At 62.0% G+C, this 21,811-nt stretch carries 19 protein-coding genes; 10 read left to right on the forward strand and 9 right to left on the reverse strand.

Annotation, left to right across the window (positions count from 1 at the left end):
• Nucleotides 1-305 precede the first annotated feature (305 nt).
• Together J3P77_RS13650 and J3P77_RS13655 are read left to right on the forward strand one after the other, a co-directional pair.
• Nucleotides 306-602 carry a hypothetical protein gene (locus J3P77_RS13650; protein ID WP_434677149.1) on the forward strand — a complete coding sequence of 99 codons (297 nt, stop codon included), beginning with the start codon at nt 306-308 and terminating at the stop codon, nt 600-602.
• A gap of 153 nt (nt 603-755) precedes the next feature.
• A complete protein-coding gene (locus tag J3P77_RS13655) occupies nt 756-1,049 on the forward strand; it encodes a hypothetical protein (RefSeq protein ID WP_434677150.1) in 294 nt (97 codons plus the stop codon).
• Between the two features lie 147 nt (nt 1,050-1,196).
• On the opposite strand, the gene J3P77_RS13660 is transcribed toward J3P77_RS13655, so the two are convergent.
• Nucleotides 1,197-2,861, reverse strand: a complete 1,665-nt coding sequence (locus J3P77_RS13660) for a VRR-NUC domain-containing protein (protein ID WP_434677151.1) — start codon at nt 2,859-2,861, stop codon at nt 1,197-1,199.
• A 171-nt stretch (nt 2,862-3,032) separates the two neighbouring features.
• On the opposite strand from J3P77_RS13660, the gene J3P77_RS13665 reads away from it, so the two are divergent.
• The gene (locus J3P77_RS13665; RefSeq protein ID WP_434677152.1) at nt 3,033-3,551 is read left to right on the forward strand and encodes a nucleoside 2-deoxyribosyltransferase; all 519 of its coding nucleotides are present in this window, start codon (nt 3,033-3,035) and stop codon (nt 3,549-3,551) included.
• Nucleotides 3,552-3,574: 23 nt separating this feature from the next.
• Here the strand turns inward: J3P77_RS13665 and J3P77_RS13670 are convergent, their stop codons facing one another.
• Together J3P77_RS13670 and J3P77_RS13675 are read right to left on the reverse strand one after the other, a co-directional pair.
• Nucleotides 3,575-3,802 (reverse strand): hypothetical protein, encoded by a 228-nt coding sequence (locus tag J3P77_RS13670; RefSeq protein ID WP_434677153.1) that lies wholly within the window; start codon nt 3,800-3,802, stop codon nt 3,575-3,577.
• Nucleotides 3,803-3,936: 134 nt separating this feature from the next.
• On the reverse strand, nt 3,937-4,839 hold the full coding sequence (locus tag J3P77_RS13675) for a LysR family transcriptional regulator (RefSeq protein ID WP_434677154.1): 903 nt from the start codon (nt 4,837-4,839) through the stop codon (nt 3,937-3,939).
• 126 nt (nt 4,840-4,965) lie between these two features.
• Between J3P77_RS13675 and J3P77_RS13680 the strand changes: the two genes are divergently transcribed.
• Nucleotides 4,966-6,060 carry an AbrB family transcriptional regulator gene (locus J3P77_RS13680; protein ID WP_434677155.1) on the forward strand — a complete coding sequence of 365 codons (1,095 nt, stop codon included), beginning with the start codon at nt 4,966-4,968 and terminating at the stop codon, nt 6,058-6,060.
• On the opposite strand, the gene J3P77_RS13685 is transcribed toward J3P77_RS13680, so the two are convergent.
• Both J3P77_RS13685 and J3P77_RS13690 read right to left on the reverse strand, forming a co-directional pair.
• Nucleotides 6,046-7,293, reverse strand: coding sequence for an AGE family epimerase/isomerase (locus tag J3P77_RS13685; protein ID WP_434677157.1), 1,248 nt, complete (start codon nt 7,291-7,293; stop codon nt 6,046-6,048). The two genes, J3P77_RS13680 and J3P77_RS13685, sit on opposite strands and share 15 nt — an antisense overlap.
• A gap of 131 nt (nt 7,294-7,424) precedes the next feature.
• Entirely contained in the window at nt 7,425-9,050 is a 1,626-nt protein-coding gene (locus J3P77_RS13690; RefSeq protein WP_434677158.1) for a methyl-accepting chemotaxis protein, read from the reverse strand.
• Between the two features lie 213 nt (nt 9,051-9,263).
• Here J3P77_RS13690 and J3P77_RS13695 point away from each other — a divergent pair, with 213 nt between their 5' ends.
• Nucleotides 9,264-9,746: a GFA family protein gene (locus J3P77_RS13695; RefSeq protein WP_434677159.1), complete on the forward strand. Its 483-nt coding sequence runs from the start codon at nt 9,264-9,266 to the stop codon at nt 9,744-9,746.
• 36 nt (nt 9,747-9,782) lie between these two features.
• Here J3P77_RS13695 and J3P77_RS13700 read toward each other — a convergent pair whose 3' ends face one another.
• The 3 genes from J3P77_RS13700 to J3P77_RS13710 all read right to left on the reverse strand — a co-directional run bounded on the left by J3P77_RS13700 (nt 9,783) and on the right by J3P77_RS13710 (nt 13,001).
• Nucleotides 9,783-10,919 carry a glycerate kinase gene (locus J3P77_RS13700; protein WP_434677160.1) on the reverse strand — a complete coding sequence of 379 codons (1,137 nt, stop codon included), beginning with the start codon at nt 10,917-10,919 and terminating at the stop codon, nt 9,783-9,785.
• A gap of 111 nt (nt 10,920-11,030) precedes the next feature.
• Nucleotides 11,031-12,143: a CdaR family transcriptional regulator gene (locus J3P77_RS13705; protein WP_434677161.1), complete on the reverse strand. Its 1,113-nt coding sequence runs from the start codon at nt 12,141-12,143 to the stop codon at nt 11,031-11,033.
• Nucleotides 12,144-12,287: 144 nt separating this feature from the next.
• Nucleotides 12,288-13,001, reverse strand: coding sequence for a FadR/GntR family transcriptional regulator (locus tag J3P77_RS13710; RefSeq protein ID WP_434677162.1), 714 nt, complete (start codon nt 12,999-13,001; stop codon nt 12,288-12,290).
• Nucleotides 13,002-13,457: 456 nt separating this feature from the next.
• Between J3P77_RS13710 and J3P77_RS13715 the strand changes: the two genes are divergently transcribed.
• The 3 genes from J3P77_RS13715 (at nt 13,458) to J3P77_RS13725 (ending at nt 17,295) form a co-directional block, all read left to right on the forward strand.
• Nucleotides 13,458-14,786, forward strand: a complete 1,329-nt coding sequence (locus J3P77_RS13715) for an MFS transporter (RefSeq protein ID WP_434682011.1) — start codon at nt 13,458-13,460, stop codon at nt 14,784-14,786.
• Between the two features lie 43 nt (nt 14,787-14,829).
• Complete coding sequence (gene gudD / locus J3P77_RS13720; RefSeq protein ID WP_434677163.1) at nt 14,830-16,182, forward strand: glucarate dehydratase; 1,353 nt, start codon at nt 14,830-14,832, stop codon at nt 16,180-16,182.
• Nucleotides 16,183-16,338: 156 nt separating this feature from the next.
• Nucleotides 16,339-17,295 carry a D-2-hydroxyacid dehydrogenase family protein gene (locus tag J3P77_RS13725; protein ID WP_434677164.1) on the forward strand — a complete coding sequence of 319 codons (957 nt, stop codon included), beginning with the start codon at nt 16,339-16,341 and terminating at the stop codon, nt 17,293-17,295.
• A gap of 4 nt (nt 17,296-17,299) precedes the next feature.
• Here the strand turns inward: J3P77_RS13725 and J3P77_RS13730 are convergent, their stop codons facing one another.
• A complete protein-coding gene (locus J3P77_RS13730; RefSeq protein WP_434677165.1) occupies nt 17,300-19,444 on the reverse strand; it encodes a TonB-dependent siderophore receptor in 2,145 nt (714 codons plus the stop codon).
• A gap of 214 nt (nt 19,445-19,658) precedes the next feature.
• Between J3P77_RS13730 and pncA the strand changes: the two genes are divergently transcribed.
• Nucleotides 19,659-20,303, forward strand: coding sequence for a bifunctional nicotinamidase/pyrazinamidase (gene pncA / locus J3P77_RS13735; protein ID WP_434677166.1), 645 nt, complete (start codon nt 19,659-19,661; stop codon nt 20,301-20,303).
• A 512-nt stretch (nt 20,304-20,815) separates the two neighbouring features.
• Nucleotides 20,816-21,733: a formate/nitrite transporter family protein gene (locus J3P77_RS13740; protein WP_434677167.1), complete on the forward strand. Its 918-nt coding sequence runs from the start codon at nt 20,816-20,818 to the stop codon at nt 21,731-21,733.
• Nucleotides 21,734-21,811: the final 78 nt, after the last annotated feature.

A 21,811-nucleotide genomic window follows, 5' to 3' on the forward strand; every position in this document is an offset into this window, starting at 1 on the left:
TGGTTACTTTGGCCGAAACCAAAGTGACGCGCCGTAAAGGCGCAAAGCGATTTCAAGCCGGACGCGCAAGTCACTAACAAAGCGCCCCGAACCAGCGCACAGGCCCGCATACCGCGAAGCGGCGAACTCAGTGAGTCACAATCCTACAAGGGCGAGATTGTCGTGAGCCTGATCTCACGACGCTCCGACAGCCACCGCGAGTACTGCCGCATTGACATCAAAACCTTACCGTTCGTCGGGATCGCGGGCACGAATCGGGCCGTGTTCAGGACCAAAGGAATACCACAATCCCTTGGAGTAGAAACATGATCAAAACCAAACTGGCCGCCATGACACTCGCAGGTTTGATGGCTGCATCCACCGGAATGGCCTTCGCTGACACCACCGCGCCCGCCGCGCCAGTGAACAAGAACGCTACCAAATTGCCCGGCAACGATGCGGCACCGACGGACCGCAATTCGTCCAACACACCTGGCGCCCAGACTGGCACCAAGGAATCGGGGGTCACTCCGCAGACCAACACGACCCACGGCAGCACCACGCATGGCGACACCCACGACAAGACCAGCACCGACAACGGCTCTGGCAAAACCAGCAACTGAGTTTCACTTGAGGCGGGTCGGGCCTGTGGTCTGCCCGCCTGATGCAAGAACTGCGTCCGGCGCCCCATGCGCTCAGGACGAGAGCTGCACTGCAGGTTCCATTGCAGGCTGTACTGCGTTGTATCGATCAAACATTCACTGGAGGTTTGCATCATGATCCGCAATCGACTGGGCGCTCTGAGTCTGGCGGCCTTGCTGGCCTGCTCCGGCAGCGCGTTCGCAGGTTCCACCGGCCCGACCAACCCCGACGCCGACGGCCCGAAAGTGCCGGGCACGGGCATGGACAGGAACACCGACGGCACCACCCCTGGCCCAAAAGGCACCAGCCCCGGCACCAAAGGCATGGACCCTGAGCCCGGCAAAGACAGCGGCAGCCATGACCGTACTCATGATCCAAGGTCCGACGCAGATATGGACGACGATGAGGATGACGGCAACGCTCCGTGACCCTGTGTATGACCAGCGAGTCATGCTCATCTGCTGATAACGAGTAGCAAGCTCGCCCGTGGCGGTCCTGCCTGACGGCTGCAATGACCGCCCGGTTCTCTTCCTGGATTCTTACGATTCTCACCTCGCCCTGGCGACGAAGACTCCTCAGGCGCTCAGCGACTGATCGACCACCTCTGTCCATTGCACGTAACACACCTGCACCGGCATGCCGTGCTCGGCGCAGAAGTCCAGCCAGCGCAGCTGGTTATCCTGCAAGCGATCACCCGGCCCCTTGACTTCGATCATCAGGTAACGACGCTCCTGCGGGAAGAATTTGATCAGATCCGGCATGCCGGTACGGTTGGCCTTGATGTCTTGAAGCAGGCGCTTGAACCAGTGGCGCAGATGCTCGGCGGGCAGGCAGAGCAAAGCCTGCTCCAGCAATTCAGGCGTCACGCTGCCCCAGAACACGAACGGCGACTGCAGGCCGGCCTTGCTGACGAAATGCTCGCGTATCGTTGCCAGATACGCATCGCTGTCCAGCTGTTCAAGGCAGGCATCGAACAGTGCCGCGCGACGCTGGTAGAAGTCCGGGCTGTAGAGGTCGGCTGGGGCGCTGTGGAACGGATGGAAGAACGCGCCCGGTAGCGGCGCGAAGATCGCAGGCCAGCACAGCAGGCCGAACAACGAGTTGATCAGCGCGTTTTCCACGTAATGGACCTGAGCGCCCTCTTCTTCGAGGTGCCGACGGATCAGTTGCTCGACGCTGACACCGGGTATCGGCTCAACCACCAGATCCAGCCGCGACACACTGCGCGCGACCCGGCGCTTTTCTACCGCCAGCCCCAACTTGCGCTGCAAGCGTGGCAACACTCGTTGCAGATGCTGAACTTCGGCATCGCTGCGTGGCTCGTGGCGTACTTCTTCGAGCAGGCTCATCGCGGCTGCGTAGTCGGCGCAAAGCTCAAGGACCCGGATCTGGCGCGACCGCGAACCCGGGTAGTCGGTCTGGCCGTAGACTTCCAGCGCCAGCGGCCAGTCCTGTATGCGCTCGGCCTGCTGACCGATGCGATACAACAGCTTGGCGCGACGTACCCGCAACCATGGGTTGGCGGTCTGCACAGCAATGGCCTGGCGCGCCAGCGCGGCGAGCTCCAGGCTCGACTCAAGTGCCTCGCGACAGGCATGCAGTTGCAGGCAGACGTCGATGTCTACCCGAGCGGCGATGCCTCTCGAATCCAGCGAAAACTCCACCTTTTCGTAGCGATAGATGCCCAGATCGGCCAGCACGAATTCCGACCACTCCTGATAGAGGTTGCCGAAGTACAGCAGGCGAAGGCGGTCGCACAACGGCATGACCTTCAGGTTGAACACCTGCTCGTCCAGCTCGGGATGCCAGTCGGCCAGAGTCCGGGGCGTATCGTGAAGCGGTTGCAGACGCTCGAACCATTCCTCTTTACGTTCGGTGCCTTTGACCGCATGGGACTTGAAGCAGACCCGCAATTCATCCTTGCGCAACAACTGGAACAGCTCGCGCAGGTCCAGATTCGGTTCGGCGTCGACCCAGCCCTGGCCGAGCAGCGGCAACACAGCCTCGCGAGTGTCGCCGATCTCCTGGTAGCTCAGCTTGCTGGCGCGAAACAGGGTGCCCTTGCGCATCACCATACGCACCAGCAGCCCCTGGGCCGGCAACGGCAGATCGGCAAAGTCGCGGATGAACGCCCGCTCGGACTCGTCGAGCAGATCGTCATAGCGCTGAGCGATCCAGCCCAGCACCTGGCGAAAATTCTCCAGGTAGTAAAACGGGTTATCGAGGGGGGAACTGTTCAAGGCTGACCGTCACGCAATCGGAATAACAGCGGCCAAGCATACTGGGTATCCGTACAGATTCCAGCCGCGAGCGGCATCGCATTCCATGTGCCCGATCAGCGGCAACGTTTCCCCCGGCACCCGGCTGGCCGTAGAATCGCCGCAGGTCAGCTTCCACTGGAGGGATACAACATGCAGGCGCCCCTGATCTATCTCGCAGGCTTCGACGTGTTCCGGCCCGATGCCGTCGAACACGGAAACTACCTCAAAGCCCTGTGCACCGCGCACGGGCTCGAAGGCTTGTATCCGTTCGACAATGAAGTGCCGACCGGGCTTTCGAAGCAGCGCACCGCGCAACTCATCTGTTCGATGAACATTGACATGATTCGCCGCTGTACCGCTGTTCTCGCCAATTTGAATCTGTTTCGCGGTCTCGAACCGGACTCCGGGACCGCCTTCGAAGTGGGCATGGCGGCCGCGCTGGACAAGCCGGTATGGGGTTACTTCGAACCTGTCGCGTCGTTGCGCGAACTGGTGCCCCACGACGAGAACGGTCTGGACCGGGACGGTTTTCTGGTCGAAGACTTTGGCTTGCCGCGCAACCTCATGCTGGCCTGCAGTTGGGCAGGTTATAGCTCCACCGTCGAGCTGGGTGCCGAAGCGCTGGCCCTGCACTTGCGGCATGTAGCCAAGGCCAGGCGAATCGTCTGATCAGCCGACAGCGACCGTCCGCCTCAGCCCAGGCTCGCCGAGCCAATGTCGCCGGTGATCGTGGGGTCGATTTTGTCGGCGTCGACGAAATCGTCCAGGCCGAGAATTTCCAGATCGAGGTAACTTTCAGGATCACGGTCTTCATCGGCGTCCGAATCATTGAGCGGCGACTGATCACCGCCCAGCTGATAGCGGTGGATGGCAAAGACCGATGGCCGTGCGATTGGTGCCGAAATGAACGATGTCTGCATCTGACAGGTGCTCCTGCGGTAATGGTGTGGTGAGCCTGGAAATGACTGGAATCGAAGTGCGATTCGCTGCATGCGCATGCCCCAAGGCTACCGCAGTCGCGCAAAGAAAGGGGATGCTTTTGCGCAGCCCGGCGTCAGGACCAGCCGAGAAAATCTCCGCCATTGTCGCGCAGCATCTGCAGCATGCCGTGAGCTGCCGGAGACAGGTAACTGCCGCTGCGGATCGTCACGCCGATGGTGCGTTTCATGGTGGTCTGTTGCAGTGGTACTTCGCGCAGGTGCTGCATGGTCGTGCCGAATTCCAGGGATTCACGCGCCAGAAAGCTCAAGAGGTTGCCCTGCACGATCAGGCCGGGTAACAGGGAAATCGAATTGGCCTCGATCTGCACGGTTGGCGGAGGCAAACCCTGAGCCGTGAAAGTCGAATCCAGCCATTTGCGCGAGGACACACTGACCGGAGGCAGTACCCACCGATAGTTGCACAGGTCGCTCATCTGTATCGGCCCGTCGAAGATCGGGTGCCGCTTGCTGGCGATGACCACCGCCTCGTCCTCGAAAATCGGGAAGCTGGTGACATGCTCATCATCAGGGATCAGCCCGCAGATGATCAGATCCAGTTGCCCCGAGCCCAGAGACTCACGCAGCAGGTCGTCCTGGCCGACCACCAGTTTGAAGGTCACGTCCGGCGTTCGCTGGAGCATGGCCGACGTCAGTTTTGGCATCAGGTATTCAGCCATGCTGGCCGCGCAGCCGACCCGCACGGTACCCAGCATGCCGCTGGCGAAATCGCGCACTTCGCGCCGGGTCTCGGCGATGCTCTGCTGCAGCTCTTTGCCTCGCGCCTGAAGCAACTCGCCGACCGGGGTGAGCTTGATGCGTCTGCCATCGCGCTGAAACAGACGTGTGCCGAACGCTTCTTCAAGCCGCTGGATGCTCTTGGTCAGTGCTGGCTGGCTGCGGTTGAGCTTTTCAGCCGCCCGGCCCAGGTGGCCGAGCTCGGCGATGGTTTCAAAATAGGTGAGATCACGCAGGTCCATATCTATCAACCAAAGTTATCAATTCATGACTATTAGAAAATAGACTTGATTGATTGCCACGTCGATAATTCCCCTCGTTCAGTTCTTCTCCTTGCACCTTACCTGGCTCTAATGTTGGAGAACCCCTTGCCGCAAGCGTCACGTTTCAATCCGGGCACCCTGCCCCCGCTGGCTCAGTGGGCCGCGCTCATTGCCATCGCCGGTGCCGCCGGTTGGTTTTTCAAGACACTCAACATACCCGCCGCGCTGTTTCTCGGCCCGATGCTGGTTGCGATCGGCTTTGGCGTAGCTGGCGCGACGATCCGCATGCCCAAGCCCTTGTTCCAGCTCGGGCAGGGCACGGTCGGCGTACTGATCGCCCACGCGATGTCCATCAGCGTATTGCTTACGGCGCTCGAATCCTGGCACATCATGCTGCTCGCCACCGCGCTCACCGTGCTGCTCAGCGCCGGGGTCGGGCTGTTGCTGGTGCGCTTCGCCGGCATTCCCGGGCACACGGCGGCCTGGGGAACATCGCCGGGAGCTGCGTCGGCGATGGTCGCCATGTCGGAAGACTACGGCGCGGACTCGCGGGTCGTGGCAACCATGCAGTACGTGCGGGTGGTGTGCGTGGTGATGGTCGGCGCTCTGGTAAGCCGTTTTCTCGGCGCTCCTGGCACCGGCGCGGATATGCACAGCACCGAGGTCGCTCTGGAGGGTCTGGATCTGCTCGACCTTGGCCTGAGCATGGCGGTGATCGGCATCGGAGTCTGGCTGGGTTCGCGAATTCCGGCCGGTGCGTTGCTGGTGCCACTGTTGCTGGGCGGCGCATTGCAACTGAGCGGTGTTTTGCAAATCACCATTCCGCACTGGCTGCTGCCCCTGGGCTACGGCGCCATCGGCTGCTACGTCGGATTGCGGTTCGATCGGCCGACCGTGCTGTATGTCTGGCGACGCCTGCCGATGATGATGCTGGCCTCGATGCTGCTGATCGTGATGTGCGCCCTCTCCGCCTGGCTGATCGCGGCGCTGCTGGGCAAGGACTACCTGTCGGTGTACCTGGCCACCAGCCCCGGCGGCCTGGATACCATGGCGATCATCGCCATCGATACCCATGCCGACGTCGGTTTCGTGCTGGCGATGCAGACCCTGCGTCTGTTCGGCGTGATCCTCACCGGAAGCTTTCTGGCCAGGCAGATCATCCGCCTGACCAACCGGCAGGTTCCGTCACACCCGTTGTAGCGCCAGGGCGCTGGCCAGGCTCGGAGCCAGCGGCAACACCGGCAGCAACGTGGCCTGGTAAGCGTGGTAAAGATCCGGCTTGCCGGGCCAGATGTCTTCGCTGGGCACATTCCGCTCGTTGAGCTCGTGACGCCAGCTGCCGTGTTCCAGATCGATGAACAGGGTTTCGTTGAACTCCCAGAAGCGTCGGTACCAGTCCTCATACTGCTGCTCACCGGTGCGCTGCAGCAGCGCAGCCGCGGCGGCTGCAGCTTCGCAATGCGTCCAGTGCAGACGATGACGGACCACCGGGCGCTGCTCCCAGTCCAGCGTATAGACAATGCCCGGAGCGCCATCCACGTCCCAGCTGGATTCGCAGGCCGTGGAGAACAGCTGGCGAGCATCGGCGAGCAGCCAATCAGGCGCATCGCGCCCGGCGCAGCGCAGCGCCGACTCCAGATGCAGCATCAGCCGCGCCCACTCGAACGAGTGGCCGGGCGTGGTGCCGAACGGACGAAAACCGTCGGCCGGGTTGCTGCGGTTGTAGTCCGGTAAAGGCTGCCAGTCCTGGGTGAAATGTTCGACGACGTGAAAACCGCTGGCGGCGGCATGCTGATGGATGACTCGGTCGACGATCCGCAGCGCACGATCCAGCCACTGTGCATCGCCTGTCACATCCGCCAGCGCCAGAAAGGCTTCGGTGCTGTGCATGTTGCTGTTGGCGCCGCGATAGGCTTCCTGGCTGCTCCAGTCAGCGCTGAACGATTCGCGCATCGCGCCTTCTTCATCGCTCCAGAAGTGGGTGAGGATCACCTGAATGACGGCGGACAACAGGGCGTGAGCCTCGGGACGTCCGGCGACCACAGCGGAACTCGCCGCCAGCGCGACGAAAGCATGCAGGTAGGCCTGCTTTTCGGTGGTGCCACCCTCAGCCAGCGGCGCGTCGTACCAGCCATCGTATTCGGCATCGCGCAGCGCACCGTTGAGCGAGGCAATACCGTGGTCCACCAGTGCCGCACAGCCGGGAATGCCCTGCGCGTGGGCCATGGCGAAACAGTGGGTCATGCGCGCGGTGTTCATGGTCTGCGCGGTCGCACCGACCATCAATCGTCCGTAATGGTCAAGGCTGCCGAAACCGTGCTCCAGCTTCGAGGCCTTGGCGAATGCCAACAGGCGCCGGCCTTCTTGCGCCAGCCATTGATGATGTCCGGGCAGGCGCAGCCAACTGCTGAAGCCGTTAGTGTGAGTGTCCATGACGCGATGCCGCCTCCATCGATAAGGTTTTTACCGGTGGTCAGACTGAGGTCTCCGACTGACCGCCGCCATAATGCGCGCGGCGGTCGGTCAGCGGCAAGCGGGCCGCGCAGGATCAATCTGAACAGTATTCAGACCTTGAAGCGCGCTACTACCTGATTGAGATCGGCGGCCAGACGCGACAGTTCGTGGCTGGATGCACTGATCTGATTGGCGCCTTCGGTCGACTGAGTGGACAGGTCACGGATGTTGACGATGTTGCGGTCCACTTCGCGCGCCACCTGCGCCTGCTCCTCGGCGGCGCTGGCGATGACCAGGTTGCGCTCGGAGATCTGGTTGATCGACGAGGTGATTTCAGTCAGCGACTCGCCCGCGCCTTGGGCCAGCACCAGCGTCGAGCCGGCACGGTCGCGGCTGGTGCTCATCGACTCCAGTGCCTGCGCGGAACCGCTGCGCATGGCGCTGACCATCGAATCGATTTCCAGCGTCGACTGCTGAGTGCGATGGGCCAGTGCCCGCACTTCGTCAGCCACCACTGCAAAACCGCGACCCGATTCGCCGGCACGCGCGGCTTCGATAGCGGCGTTGAGCGCGAGCAGGTTGGTCTGCTCGGCAATGGAACGGATCACGTCCAGCACTTTGCCGATGTCCTGGGACTGATCGGCCAGATTCTGCACCAGCGCCGAGGTGGCCTGAACGTTTTCAGTCAGCGTCTGGATCGACTGCACGGTCTCAATCACTCGCGTCTGGCCGGCCTGAGCCGAGGCGCTCGAATGGTTGGATGCATCGGAAGTGGACACCGCATTGCGCGCCACTTCTTCCACCGCCGAGGTCATCTCGTTGATGGCGGTAGCCGCCTGATCGATCTCGGCGTTCTGCTGATGCAGACCGCGATAGCTGTCTTCCGTGACCGAGTTCAGTTCGGTCGCCGCCGATGCGAGCTGGCTGGCGGAGCTGCCGATATGGCGCATCGCCGTGCGCAGGTTGTCCTGCATCGTGCCCAGCGCGCGCAGCAGGCGCGTCACTTCGTCTTCGCCGTCGGCGACGATGTCGTGGGTCAGATCGCCTTGCGCCACGTATTCAGCGGCGAGCACGGCACGTTCCAGCGGGCGGACGATGCTGCGGGTCAGCCACAGAGCCAGGCCAATGGTCGCCAGCGCGGCCAGCACGACGAAGATCAGGACGATTTCACGCGAGGTGTTGTATTGCGACTCGGCTGCCTTGCCTTCCTCGTCGACCCGCGCGGCATAGAAGTCGGCCAGATCGTTGAGCTGCTTACCCGAGCCGTCGACGATCTGCTTCATATCGACCAGCAGCAGCTTGTTCAGCGCTGCGGTGTCGTTCTGCCCGGCGAGCACGAACGACTGGTCCATCGCCTTCTGGTACTCGGCGAGCGACACACGGAACTGGTCGCTGAGCGCCCGCTCTTCCGGGGTGTCGACGAACTTGTCGAGAATCGCCAGTTTCTTGGTCAGATCCTGGTTACGTACGTCCAGCTGGCTGCGGTAGGTCGGGACGTTCTTGGGGTCGTTGTCGAGTGCCAGACGCAGGGAAATAGTGCGCACGCGCAGCATGATCTCGCGGATATCGTTGACGACGCGCATGCTGGGCAGCCAGTTGGTTTCGACCTCGACCTCGCTCTGGCGGATCGCCGACATCTGCACCAGCGCGAACCAGCCCAGTACGGCCACGAGCAGGGAAATCAGGGTAAAGCCCAGGCCCGCGCGGCGAGCGATGGTAAGTTTGCGTAGATTCATGGCCGTAGCTCTTCTTCCAATTGAGAGGCAGCGGTCGACAAAAAGTTGTCGGACAACTTTAGAGCGTATCGACGTGTCATCAGCCTTCTTGAGCGGCGGCGTAACAATTATGTCTGGTTGTGTCCGACGAACGACCCCGCTCGATCTGTCGGCGCGCCTGTCTAGACTCTTACCGACTTCAATTCTGGCTCGTAAAGCCGTGGAGGGTTTGTCATGCATCTGGAAGGGTCTTGCCATTGCGGCGCGGTGGAGTTCAGCGTTACCAGCGCCCACCCCTACCCCTATCAACGCTGCTACTGCTCGATCTGTCGCAAGACTCAGGGCGGTGGCGGATACGCGATCAATCTGTCCGGCGACGCGGCGACTCTCAAGGTCAATGGCCGGGAAAACATCACCGTCTATCACGCCAGAATTCGCCAGGACCATCAGGTCGAAATCAGCAGCGCCGAGCGGCATTTCTGCAGGCATTGCGGCAGCGGCCTGTGGCTGTTCAGCCCGGAATGGCCCGAGCTGGTCCACCCGTTTGCTTCGGCTATCGACACGCCTTTGCCCAAAGCGCCGGAACGCACCCATATGCTGCTCGATTCAAAAGCGTCTTGGGTGGAAATCGACACGCGGGACAACGATCAGTGTTTTGAAGGCTATCCGCAGGAGTCCATTGCTCAGTGGCACGAGCGCCTCGGGCTGATGCGCTGATACAGCGCGCCAGCCCTGAGTGTGGCCCTGACTGTGTCAGCGCGCCGCGAGGCGCCAGACCCTGGCCAGGTCACGCGCCCTGTCATGCAGCAGACTGGCGGCGTTGGCGCATGCGTGTTCCAAGCTGCCCGGTCCGCTGACCACCGAGAACGCGGCGCTGATTCCGTGTTCATACAAGCGCTCGTAGCCTTCGCCCAGGGTTCCGGCCAGCACGATGACCGGCACGCCCTGACGACGGGCGACGCGCGCCACACCGAACGGGGTCTTGCCACGAAGCGTCTGAACATCGAAACGGCCTTCGCCTGTGATGGCCAGATCCGCGCCGGCCAGCGCCTGTTCCAGACCGGTCAGGTCCGCAACCACTTCGACACCGGCACGGAACGACGCGTTAAGGTAAGCCTTGGCCGCGAAGCCCATGCCACCGGCAGCGCCGCTGCCGGGGCTGTCGCGCACGTCCTTGTCCAGTACCCGCGCCGAGTGGTCGGCGAAGTGCCCGAGGGCGGCGTCGAGCGCCAGCACTTGTTGTGGAGATGCGCCTTTCTGCGGGCCGAAAATGTGCGACGCGCCATTGGGTCCGCACAGAGGGTTGTCGACGTCAGCGGCGATTTCGACGCTGACCTGGGCCAGGCGTGGGTCGAGGCCGCTCAGGTCGATACGCGCCAGCCCGGAAAGGGCCAGACCGCCCGCGGGCAGCGGCTGATCGTGGTCATCCAGAAACCGTGCGCCCAGCGCCGCCAGCATACCGCTGCCGCCGTCGTTGGTGGCGCTGCCGCCGATGGCGAGAATAATGCGCTGCGCCCCGGTATCCAGCGCCTGCGCGATAAGCTGCCCGGTCCCATAGGTGCTGGTGACGCAAGCGTCGCGCTGTTCAAGGGTCAGGAGTTGCAAGCCGCTGGCCGTGGCCATTTCGATGATGGCGGTGCGGCTTTGCGCCAGCCAGCCCCATTGTGCGTCGACGGCGGCGCCTGACGGGCCGCTGACGCGGGCGGTCTTCCATTCGCCGTTGCACGCGGCGAGCACCGCTTCGATGGTGCCTTCGCCGCCGTCGGCCATCGGGCACTGGATCAGTTCAGCCTCGGGCCAGACTTCGCGAAGCCCGCTGGCAATGGCGTCGGCGGCAGCCTGGGCGCTGAGGCTGTCTTTGAAAGAATCGGGAGCGATGACGACTTTCATTATTGTTCTCCATATCCGATGCCCGGATGTTCTCACTCCCGCAAGGATTTTCCGCCAGACCTACGCACAACAGACCGGTCCGCAGATCGGTCATTTGAACAAACGCCTGGCTCAGCTCGGGCGCTCGGCCATTTGAACGCCCAGATAAAGCCGCAGCAGGTCGTCGGTGTGGTACGGATTGCAACCGGTGACTTCGGCAATCCTGTCCAACCGGTAGCGCAGGCTGTTGCGGTGGATCCCCAGCGCTTCGGCGCAGGTCTGGCTCTCCCCGTTGTGCGCCAGCCATCCGGACAGGGTTTCGAGCAACTGCGGATAATTGTGCAAACGGCCAACCGGCTCAATGACATCCTGCGCGAGCCAGTCCTGTCGGTAGCGCCAGAACAGCAATGGCAGGCGATGGTCTTCCAGCCGCAAGACGCGCCGATTCGCAACAGGCCTCAAGTGGCTGGCGCTGGAGTGAGCGGCATAGTCCAGCAGATCACGCGCAGCCGCGCAGGCGAGACGCAGCGTGGCAAGGTCCGCCGACGGCTCTACCGTGGCTATCCGCGCCACCGACCAGCCGTGCTCGTCGAACTGCCTGAGCAACTGCTCGTCGTCGCGCTCCTTGCCGACGGTCCGGCACCAGTACAGCAAGGTGGGCTCGCGCACGACACACCAGCTGTCGGCATGGCGGGCGCCCAGCCACGCAGCGATCTGCCCGGCCGCCTCGCCCTGTTCCGCCAGCTGAATGAGCACCACCTGGCGCACAAGTTGCGGCTGCAGCCCCAGCTGCCGCGCCTCGTCCACCAGGCTGGCGGGACAGTCCTGCCACAGCAGCCGCGACAGCAGATCTTCGCTGCGCTGCTGACGCCACTGTCGATCCGCCTGCTGGCGTCGATGTTCCATGAGCATCTCGGCCGTCATCTTCACCAGTTCGCCATAAACCCGGACTTCTTCAGGTTCGCCGGTAATGCCCAGCACGCCGACCAGTTTATGGTCGAGCATCAAAGGCAGGTTCACGCCGGGCTTCACCCCGCCCATCTGCTGCGCGGCGCGGGAGTCGATTTCCACCACCTCGCCGTTGGCCAATACCGCCTGCGCGCCTTCATGACGGGTGCAAAGGCGTTGCGCATCGCCACTGCCGATGATAATGCCCAGGTAGTCCATGACGTTGACGTTGTACGGCAGAATCGCCATCGCCCGATCGACGATGTCCTGCGCCAGGGCTCGATCAAGTGCAAACATGGAAGGCTCCCGGCGCTGGGCGAGATGGAAAGTGCGAAGGCATGGGGACACGTTATTGTTGGAGATCCAGGTCCCGGAGTGTGCCTCAATCCGCCAGCCGGCGCGATATTGAGGTAGCGGCCGGAACCCGGGACAGACCGACGACTATTCCAGCGGCACCAGCCGCTCACGGCTGTTGCTCAGGTGGGTCCACATGGCGGCGCGCGCAGCGTCCGGGTCCTTGCGGCGGATCGCACTGAGCAATGCTTCGTGCTCAAGATTGGCCAGGTAACCGTGATGCGCCAGATTCGCGCCGGCCCGCTCGCTGGAGGCGATGCGGGAGCGCGGAATGATTGCGCTGCCCAGATGCTGCATGATCTCGATGTAGTACGGGTTGCCGGTGGCCTCGGCAATCAGCATATGGAAACGCTTGTCGGCTTCGACGCAGCTGTCTTCGTTGGCCAGCAGGTCCTGATAGTCATCGAGCGCCTGGCGCATCGCCGCCAGTTGCTCCTCGGTGCGGCGCACCGCGGCCAGCGCAACCGCCTGGGTTTCCAGACCAAGGCGCAGTTCCAGAATGTCGCGCACCCGCGAGACGGTTTCCACCTTCAGCCGCAGCCCGGTCTGGTCGGCGCGTTCCAGCACAAAGGTGCCGATGCCGTGATGGGTGACCACCAGCCCTGACGCCTGCAATTTGGAAATGGCTTCGCGCACCACCGTGCGACTGACCCCGTGTTCGCGAACGATCTCGTTCTCGGAGGGCAGCTTCTGGCCCGGCGCGATTTTGCCCAGCAGGATGCGCTGGCTGAGCTCGGTAACCAGATCGGTCGCCAGACTGTGCTGACGGCGTTTAGGAGCGGAACTGTCGGGTTCTTGCATGAAAGGGTCCTGACACTCGAAGTTGTCTGTTCTTGCCAACAAGCAGAGCCTGAAACGCGCAGATGATATCACCGTGGCGCGCGCCAAAGCGGGTTTCACTTGTCCAACTTATCATACAAGATAGAAAAAATCCCCTTTTCCGGACCTTGCCCGCGCTGTACCAGCGCAGCCCGCAGGTGATGAAAAATCAGTCAAAGGCCCGCGCCGCCAAGCCCTCCACCGCACGGCGCTCCCGGAATAACAAGGGATTCCCCTGTAAATACGGCCTCATTCCGCTTCAATGAGCAGATTAGCCTTTCGTCGCAAGCCCCATCGAAACAGCCAAAACATTCCGTTTCCACCACTTGCGCAACCGCTTTTTACTTGTATGATGACCGACATGCAAAGGACACACTTTGCCAACCCGCATAAAAACAACGAGTGGGAGATACAATCTTGAGCACATCCAATCCCGGGATGGCCGGCGGCGCAGATTCGGTTTTGACGTCAGCCGTTTCCAAAGTCAAACGTCACGTCCTGCCGCTGTTCGTCATCATGTTTATCGTCAACTACATCGACCGAGTGAACATCGGCTTCGTGCGCTCGCACATGGAGACCGATCTGGGCATCGGTGCCGCGGCCTATGGCTTTGGTGCCGGACTGTTCTTCATCGGCTATGCGTTGTTCGAAGTCCCTTCCAACATCCTGCTGCAAAAGGTCGGCGCGCGTATCTGGCTGACCCGGATCATGCTGACCTGGGGCCTGGTGGCCTCCTGCATGGCTTTCATCCAGAACGAAACCCACTTCTATATCCTGCGTTTCCTGCTGGGCGTTGCTGAAGCTGGCTTCTTCCCCGGCGTCATCTACTACTTCACCCGCTGGTTGCCAGGCGTGGAGCGTGGCAAGGCCATCGCGATTTTCCTCAGCGGTTCCGCCATCGCCTCGCTGATCTCCGGTCCGTTGTCCGGCCTGCTGCTGCAAATCACAGGTTTCGGCATGAAGGGCTGGCAGTGGATGTACTTCATCGAGGGTATGTTCTCGGTAGGTTTGTGCTTCTTCGTCTGGTTCTGGCTGGATTCCAAGCCGCACGACGCCAAATGGCTGACTCGTGAAGAACAGGACGCTCTGGTCAACGCCATCGATGCGGAACAGGCGGCGCGCGAAGCGGCCACGCCGGTCAAGGCCTCGATCGGCAAGCTGCTCAAGGACGGCCAGATCCTGCTGTTCTGCCTGATCTACTTCCTGATCCAGCTGACTATCTACGCCGCCACGTTCTGGCTGCCGAGCATCATCAAGAAGATGGGCAGCCTCACTGACTTCGAAGTCGGGATGTTCAACTCCATTCCCTGGTTGCTGTCGATTGTCGGCATGTATGCCTTCGCGGCGCTGTCCGCCAAATGGAAGCGTCAGCAGGCATGGGTCGCCGCCGCGTTGCTGATCGCCGCGGCCGGGATGTTCATGTCCACCACGGGTGGCCCGATCTTCGCGTTCATCGCCATCTGCTTCGCGGCGCTGGGTTTCAAGTCGGCATCGTCGTTGTTCTGGCCTATTCCGCAGGCTTATCTGGATGCACGAATCGCCGCAGCGGTCATCGCGCTGATCAACTCAGTCGGCAACCTTGGTGGTTTCGTCGCGCCCACCACGTTCGGCCTGCTCGAACAGCACACCGGCTCGATCCAGGGCGGCCTGTACGGTCTGACCGCCACTTCGATCCTCGCTGCCTGCATCGTGTTCGCCGCCCGCAACAGGCCCAAGCCTGGCGCGACGCCGGTCGCCGCGGTACAACAGGCATCGGCCACGCACTGATCACTGCCGTCGAAATCAATAAAAACAGTCACAGGACTCGCCAATGAACGCTCAGAACGCGCAAATCGCCAGTAAAACCCCTGTAATCACCGAGATGCAGGTTGTCCCGGTCGCCGGTCATGACGACATGCTGCTTAACCTCAGCGGCGCCCACGGCCCCTACTTCACCCGCAATATCGTGATTCTCAAGGACAACGCCGGTAACACCGGTGTCGGCGAAGTACCGGGCGGCGATCGCATTCGCCAGACCCTGGAAGACGCTCGCTCGCTGGTCGTCGGCAGCAGCATCGGCAATTATCAGAAGGTTCTCAACGACGTGCGCAAGGCGTTCGCCGAACGTGACGCGGGAGGCCGTGGCCTGCAGACGTTCGATCTGCGTATCACCATCCACGCCGTGACCGCATTGGAAGCCGGCCTGCTCGACCTGCTCGGCCAGCACCTGCAGGTTCCGGTCGCGGCTCTGCTCGGCGAAGGCCAGCAGCGCGACAGCGTTGAAATGCTGGGTTACCTGTTCTACGTCGGCGACCAAGGCAAGACCAATCTGGCCTACCGCAGCGAGCCGGATGCTGACAACGACTGGTTCCGCGTTCGTCACGAGGAAGCACTCACCCCTGAAGCCGTGGTCCGTCTGGCCGAGGCCGCGCAGCAGCGTTACGGTTTCCAGGACTTCAAGCTCAAGGGCGGCGTGTTGCGCGGCGACGAGGAAATCGAAGCGGTCACGGCCCTTGCCGAACGTTTCCCTGATGCGCGCATCACTCTGGACCCCAACGGAGCCTGGTCACTGAAAGAAGCGATCCGCTTGTGCCGCGACCAGCATCATGTACTGGCCTACGCCGAAGACCCGTGCGGCGCCGAAAATGGTTTCTCCGGCCGCGAAGTAATGGCCGAGTTCCGCCGCGCCACGGGCCTGCGCACCGCCACCAACATGATCGCCACCGACTGGCGTGAAATGGGCCATGCGATCCAGTTGCAGTCGGTGGACATTCCGCTGGCCGACCCACACTTCTGGACCATGCAGGGCTCGGTCCGGGTCGCGCAGATGTGCAACGAGTGGGGCCTGACCTGGGGCTCGCATTCCAACAACCACTTCGACATTTCCCTGGCCATGTTCACCCACGTCGCCGCCGCCGCGCCGGGCGATATCACCGCCATCGACACGCACTGGATCTGGCAGGACGGCCAGCGTCTGACCAAGCAGCCTTTGCAGATCATCGGCGGCCATGTGGAAGTGCCGAAGAAGCCCGGTCTGGGCGTGGAACTGGACATGGATCAGCTGCACAAAGCCCACGAACTGTACAAAGGCATGGGCCTGGGCGCTCGCGACGATGCGGTCGCCATGCAGTTCCTGATCAGCGACTGGAAGTTCAACAACAAGCAGCCTTGCCTGGTGCGTTGAACCTGATTTGATTCAAAGCTGTAGCCTCGCCATCTGACTGGCAATCGGCGCGCAACCCCCTTGCGCGCCGTTTTTTTTCACCTGCTTATCAGGTTTCTGGCACCATCCTGCGCGACGATTCTCTACCTTTCCGGACAAAGAAGAGGCGCTTGTGCAATGACTCATACAAAAATCGCGGTGCTCGATGACTGGCAGGACGTAGCCAGCGGCGTGGTGGACTGGTCGGTGCTCGACCCACTTGGCACGGTCAGTTTTCTGCACGATTACCCGGCCGACACCGCCACGCTCGCCGAACGCCTGCGCGGTTTCGAGGTGATTTGCGTGATGCGCGAACGCACGCTGTTCGACGCTACCCTGCTCAGTCAGTTGCCGAAGCTGAAGTTGCTGGTCACCGGTGGCATGCGCAACGCCGCCATCGACGTGCAGGCGGCCCGGCGCCAGGGCGTCGTGGTCTGCGGCACTGAAAGCTACAAGCATGCCGCGCCGGAACTGACCTGGGCGCTGATCATGGGCGCCACACGCAATCTGGTGGCCGAAGCCAATTCGCTGCGCGCCGGGCACTGGCAGATCGGGCTGGGCGGCGACCTGCACGGCAAGACGCTGGGCATTCTCGGCCTTGGCAGCATCGGCAAGTGGATTGCACGTTATGGGCAGGCATTCGGCATGAACGTCATTGCCTGGAGCCAGAACCTGACCGCCGAAGCTGCCGCCGAATGCGGGGTCACGCGCGTCAGCAAACAGGAGCTGTTCGAGCAGGCGGACGTACTGTCCGTGCATCTGGTGCTGAGCGACCGCAGTCGCGGGCTGGTGGATGCCGAGGCGCTTGGCTGGATGAACCCCGGCGCCTGGCTGATCAATACTTCACGCGGCCCCATCGTCGACGAAGCGGCGCTGCTCGACACATTGCGGCAACGCCGGATCGCCGGCGCGGCCCTCGACGTCTACGCTCGGGAGCCGTTACCGGCGGACCATCCGTTTCGCACGCTGGACAACGTGCTGGCGACCCCACACATCGGCTACGTGACTGAAAACAACTACCGCATGTTCTTCAGCCAGATGATCGAGGACATTCAGGCGTGGCATGCCGGAGCGCCGATCCGCGAGTTCGCCTGAGTCATCAGAGGCTGTAGGAAATCCCCATCTGCACAGTGCGAGGGGCGCCCGGATAGGCGTAAACATTGCCGAAAGCGCCCTCTTCGTAGTCCGAATCGAAGACATTCTTCACGTCCAGATTAAGCTTTACGTGCTCGTTGACCTTGTAGTACGCCAGCAAGTCGAACACGGTGTAGCTGTCCATCGAGAACGCGACGTTGGCGGTCTGGCCGGCGCGCTGGTCCATGTAGCGCCCGCCCGCGCCCAGCCCCAGACCGCGCAGCGCGCCTTCCTGGAACTCATAGACATTGAGCAGGCTGAAGGTCTGTTCCGGAATGTTCAACAGCCGCGTTCCCGAACGCAGCGTATTGTCTTTGGTCACCTCGGCATCTACATAGGCGTAGCTGCCCATCATGCGCCATTCAGGCGTCAGGTTGCCGACGACATTCAGGTCGAAGCCACGGCTGCGCACTTCCCCAGCTGCGACACTGTAGGTCGAGTCAACGGGATCGGTGGTGAGCACGTTTTTCTTTTCGATCTGATAGACCGCGGCCTCGACGCTCATCTGCCCTTCCAGCGCCTGCCACTTCATGCCCAGCTCAAACGACTTGCCCTCCTCTGGCTTGAAGCCGCCGCCCTGCTGACTCGCACCACTGTTGGGTTTGAACGAGCGAGCCGTGTTGGCGTACAGCGCCAGGTCGTCGGTCAGGTCATAGATCAGACCCAGGCGCGGGGTGACGGCGTTGTCGCTGGCGTTCCAGTCAAGCGAGCGCGGCGGATTGCCGGTTCGCGGGAGGTAGCTCTGGTAATCGTGTTCGAAGCGCTCGAAACGCGCGCCGGCGAGTAATTTGAGACGCTCGGTCAATGCCACCTGATCCTGCACGAAGGCAGCCCAGGTCTTGAGGTTTTCCTTGTCATGAGTGGTGATGCGGGTCAGCGCCGGACGCGGCTGGCCGTAGACCGGATCGAAAATGTCGATCGGGTACGCCGTCACCGCCCCGTTGGAACGCCGGATGATCGACTTGTAGTCGTAGTCCTCGTACTCGACACCGGCCAGCAGCGTGTGATCGAACCCGCCGGCATTGAAATGGCCGGTCACGTTCAGCTGCACGTCGCGGTCTGTCCATTCCAGCTTGCGGTAGTTGAAGTTGCGCCCCAGGGTCCGACCGTCCGGCGCCAGGCCGTTGGCTTCGATGGCATTGCCGGACAACGAGCCGTCGAGCACTTGCACGCCACCTCCCAGTGTCCAGTCGGCATTCAGGTCATGGGTGAAGCGCAACTGGGCCATGTCGTTGTCATTGTGCAGTTTGCCGATGTCCTTCTCGCCAAAGAAGGTATCCCGCGAGGCGGTGCGGGTCTGCGTCGCATAACGCGTCACACCGCGGTCGAGCGGGTGATTGTTGCGCATGAAATCGCCCTCGAACGTGATGCGCGTCGCATCGTCCACCTGCCAGCTGAGCACGGGCGAGACGCCATAGCGCTCCGTTTCGACATGGTCGCGGAACGTGTCGCCGCCCTCGCCGATCAGGTTCAGGCGGTACGCCAGGCGACCGTCGTCGTCCAGCGGGCCGGATGCGTCGAGCGTGCCGCGCTTCATGCCCTGATCGTTGATCTGGCTGCCCAGCGTGACACTGCGTTCAGTCAGCGGTTGCTTGGTCACCACATTGAACGTACCGCCGGGGTCGCCACGGCCGTACAAGGTACTGGCCGGGCCGCGCAACACTTCGAGCCGCTCGATTGTGTTGGTGTCGGGCATGTTGGGGTAGCCACGGTTAATGGGGAAACCGTTGCGGTAGAACTCGCCGGTGGTAAAGCCTCGCACGGTAAACGTGGTCAGGCCCTGGCCACCGAAGTTGTTCGCGCGGCCGACGCCGCCTGCGTAATCGAGCGCGTCCTGCAGGCGGGTGGCGCCAATGTCTTCCACGGCCTCGCGGGTCATGACACTGACGGACTGCGGGGTTTCATGGATCGACGTATCAGTCCGCGTCGCGCTCGCGGAGCGGGTAGCGCGATAACCCTGCACCGGCCCGAGCGCCTGCTCGGTATCGGTGGCTCCCTGGATGTCGATGTTCTGCAACTCGACGGACTGGGTGACGGCAGTGGAGGAATCGGCCCAGACAGCTTGAGACATGGCCTGGAGAACGAAAAGAGAAACAAAAGTACGACGCATCGACGTGCATAGCCCCTGACGAAAAATGCCGGCTTACATGAGCTGGCTGGATTTTTCGCGAATGGTACAGATTCGCATTATTTATTGATACAAATTCCCAAACACGCTTAACCGCTCAAACCCGCTTTCGATGGAATCGCTTCGTTGCATCGCCAAAACCACGTTGACGGGGCACACTGGCAACCTTTAACGCATTCGCTCAAGGAACCTGCCCATGCCGCTTGCCATCCAGCCCGCAGACCCGCGTTGCGCTCTGCTGGTCATCGACATGCAGTACGACTTCATGCCCGGTGGGCAGCTGGCTGTCGCCGAAGGTGATTCGATCCTGCCGCTGATCAACCGCCTGGGCGCCGCGTTCACCCGGGTCATCGTTACCCAGGACTGGCATCCGGCCGGGCATATCTCGTTTGCCTCCAGCCATGAAGGGCGCGCGCCGTTCGACAGTATCACCCTGCCCTACGGCCCGCAGACGCTCTGGCCGGATCACTGCGTGCAAGCCAGCCACGGCGCTCAATTGCACGCAGACCTTGATCTGCCGCATGCGCAACTCATTCTGCGCAAGGGTTGCAACGCCGACATCGACAGCTATTCAGCCTTCCTCGAAGCCGACCGCAGCACGACCACGGGCCTTGCCGGCTACCTGAAGGAGCGCGGAATCGACACGGTATTCGTGGTCGGACTGGCACTGGATTTCTGCGTCGCCTGGTCAGCGCAGGATGCGCGAAGCGCGGGTTTCACCACCTACGTGATTGAGGATGCTTGCCGGGCCATCGACATAAACGGCTCGCTGCAGGCGGCGTGGGAAGCTATGTTGGCGGTGGGTGTTCAGCGTGTGCAAAGCTCTCGGATCCTGGGTTGATCTGCAGACATGCCTTGCTGGTCCGAAGTGTGCCGCAACTTTGCGCGATCCAACTGTCTTAACCCACTGCTGCCAATCCGTCCGGTTCTGCTGCCGCTGCGCGCCAGATCGCAGGCAAGCCAGCTCCTACAGGTAAAAGGTGACCACGATCGTGTAGGAGCGGACTTGTCCGCGATCCGGCGCGTAGCGGCGGCTATCCGGTTCACCGGTTTTTCAGGCTATCGCGCTGGTGCCAATCCGTCCGGTTCTGCTGCCGCTGCGCGCCAGATCGCAGGCAAGCCAGCTCTTACAGGTAAAAGGTGACCACGATCGTGTAGGAGCTAGCTTGCTGGCGATCCGGCGCGTAGCGGCGGTGCTTGTCTTTCGCTGCCGCTGCGCGCCAGATCGTTGGATTGCCGCCCACAGCAAGCTGGCTCCTACAAAGTTGCGGCACACTATGGCCGGTCCCTACCGAACGTCCGCCCGCGGTTCTGGTCTGAATGCCACCCACCGGCAGCATGTAAGGAACTGGCATGGACACAGATGGCAAGACCCCCGGCCTGTCGGCCGAGGAAGAACGCGAGATTGATGAGAAGCAGCCGCCCAGGGCGGCGGTGTTGCACGAAACCATCCGCATTCAGGGCGATCACGAGCTGGAGCGCAGTGCAGCGGCGTTGTGGTGGTCGGCACTGGCGGCCGGATTGACCATGGGCCTGTCGCTGATGGCGATGGGTCTGTTCAAGTCCAGGCTGGCCGGCATCGAAGGCAGTCACGTAATCACCAGCCTGGGTTACTCGGCGGGTTTCCTTGCCGTCATCCTCGCGCGCCAGCAGCTGTTCACCGAAAACACCATCACCGCGGTGTTGCCGGTGATGACCAAGTTCACCACCAATAACGTCTACCGGCTCCTGCGTTTATGGAGCGTGGTGCTGTTCGGCAACCTGTGCGGCACCTTGCTGGTGGCTTACGTGATGCTCAACCTGCCGATCTTCGACGCGGACACCGACAAGGCGTTTCTGGAAATAGGCCACAAGGTCATGGAGAACGACGTCGGCCAGATGTTCTCCAAGGGCATCATTTCCGGCTGGATGATCGCGACGATGGTCTGGATGATCGCGTCCATGGAAAGCGCCAAGATCGCCGTGATTGTGATGATCACCTACCTCATGGCCTTGGGTGACTTCACCCATATCGTCGTCGGCTCGGCCGAGGTGTCCTATCTGGTGTTTGCCGGAGAGCTGGGCTGGAGCGATTTCTGGCTGGTGTTCGCGGGCCCGACACTAATCGGCAATATTATCGGCGGCAGTTTTATCTTCGCGCTGATCAGCCACGCTCAAATCCGCAGCGAGAACGACAACACTGCCCGGGAGGAGCGCAAGGCCAGACAGCGCGCCCAGGACCAGCGCAAGGCCGACGTCGAACAGGCCGTCAAGGACGCTCAAAGCCGCTGAAACGGGGCCTGAGCGCCGATTAAACTTTCTTTCAGGAAACACACAGGTGTTTGTTGGCAGAATGCGGCTTCGACCGAC

This window comes from Pseudomonas sp. R1-18, from assembly GCF_051132095.1.
In the GTDB taxonomy this organism is placed as follows: Bacteria; Pseudomonadota; Gammaproteobacteria; order Pseudomonadales; family Pseudomonadaceae; genus Aquipseudomonas.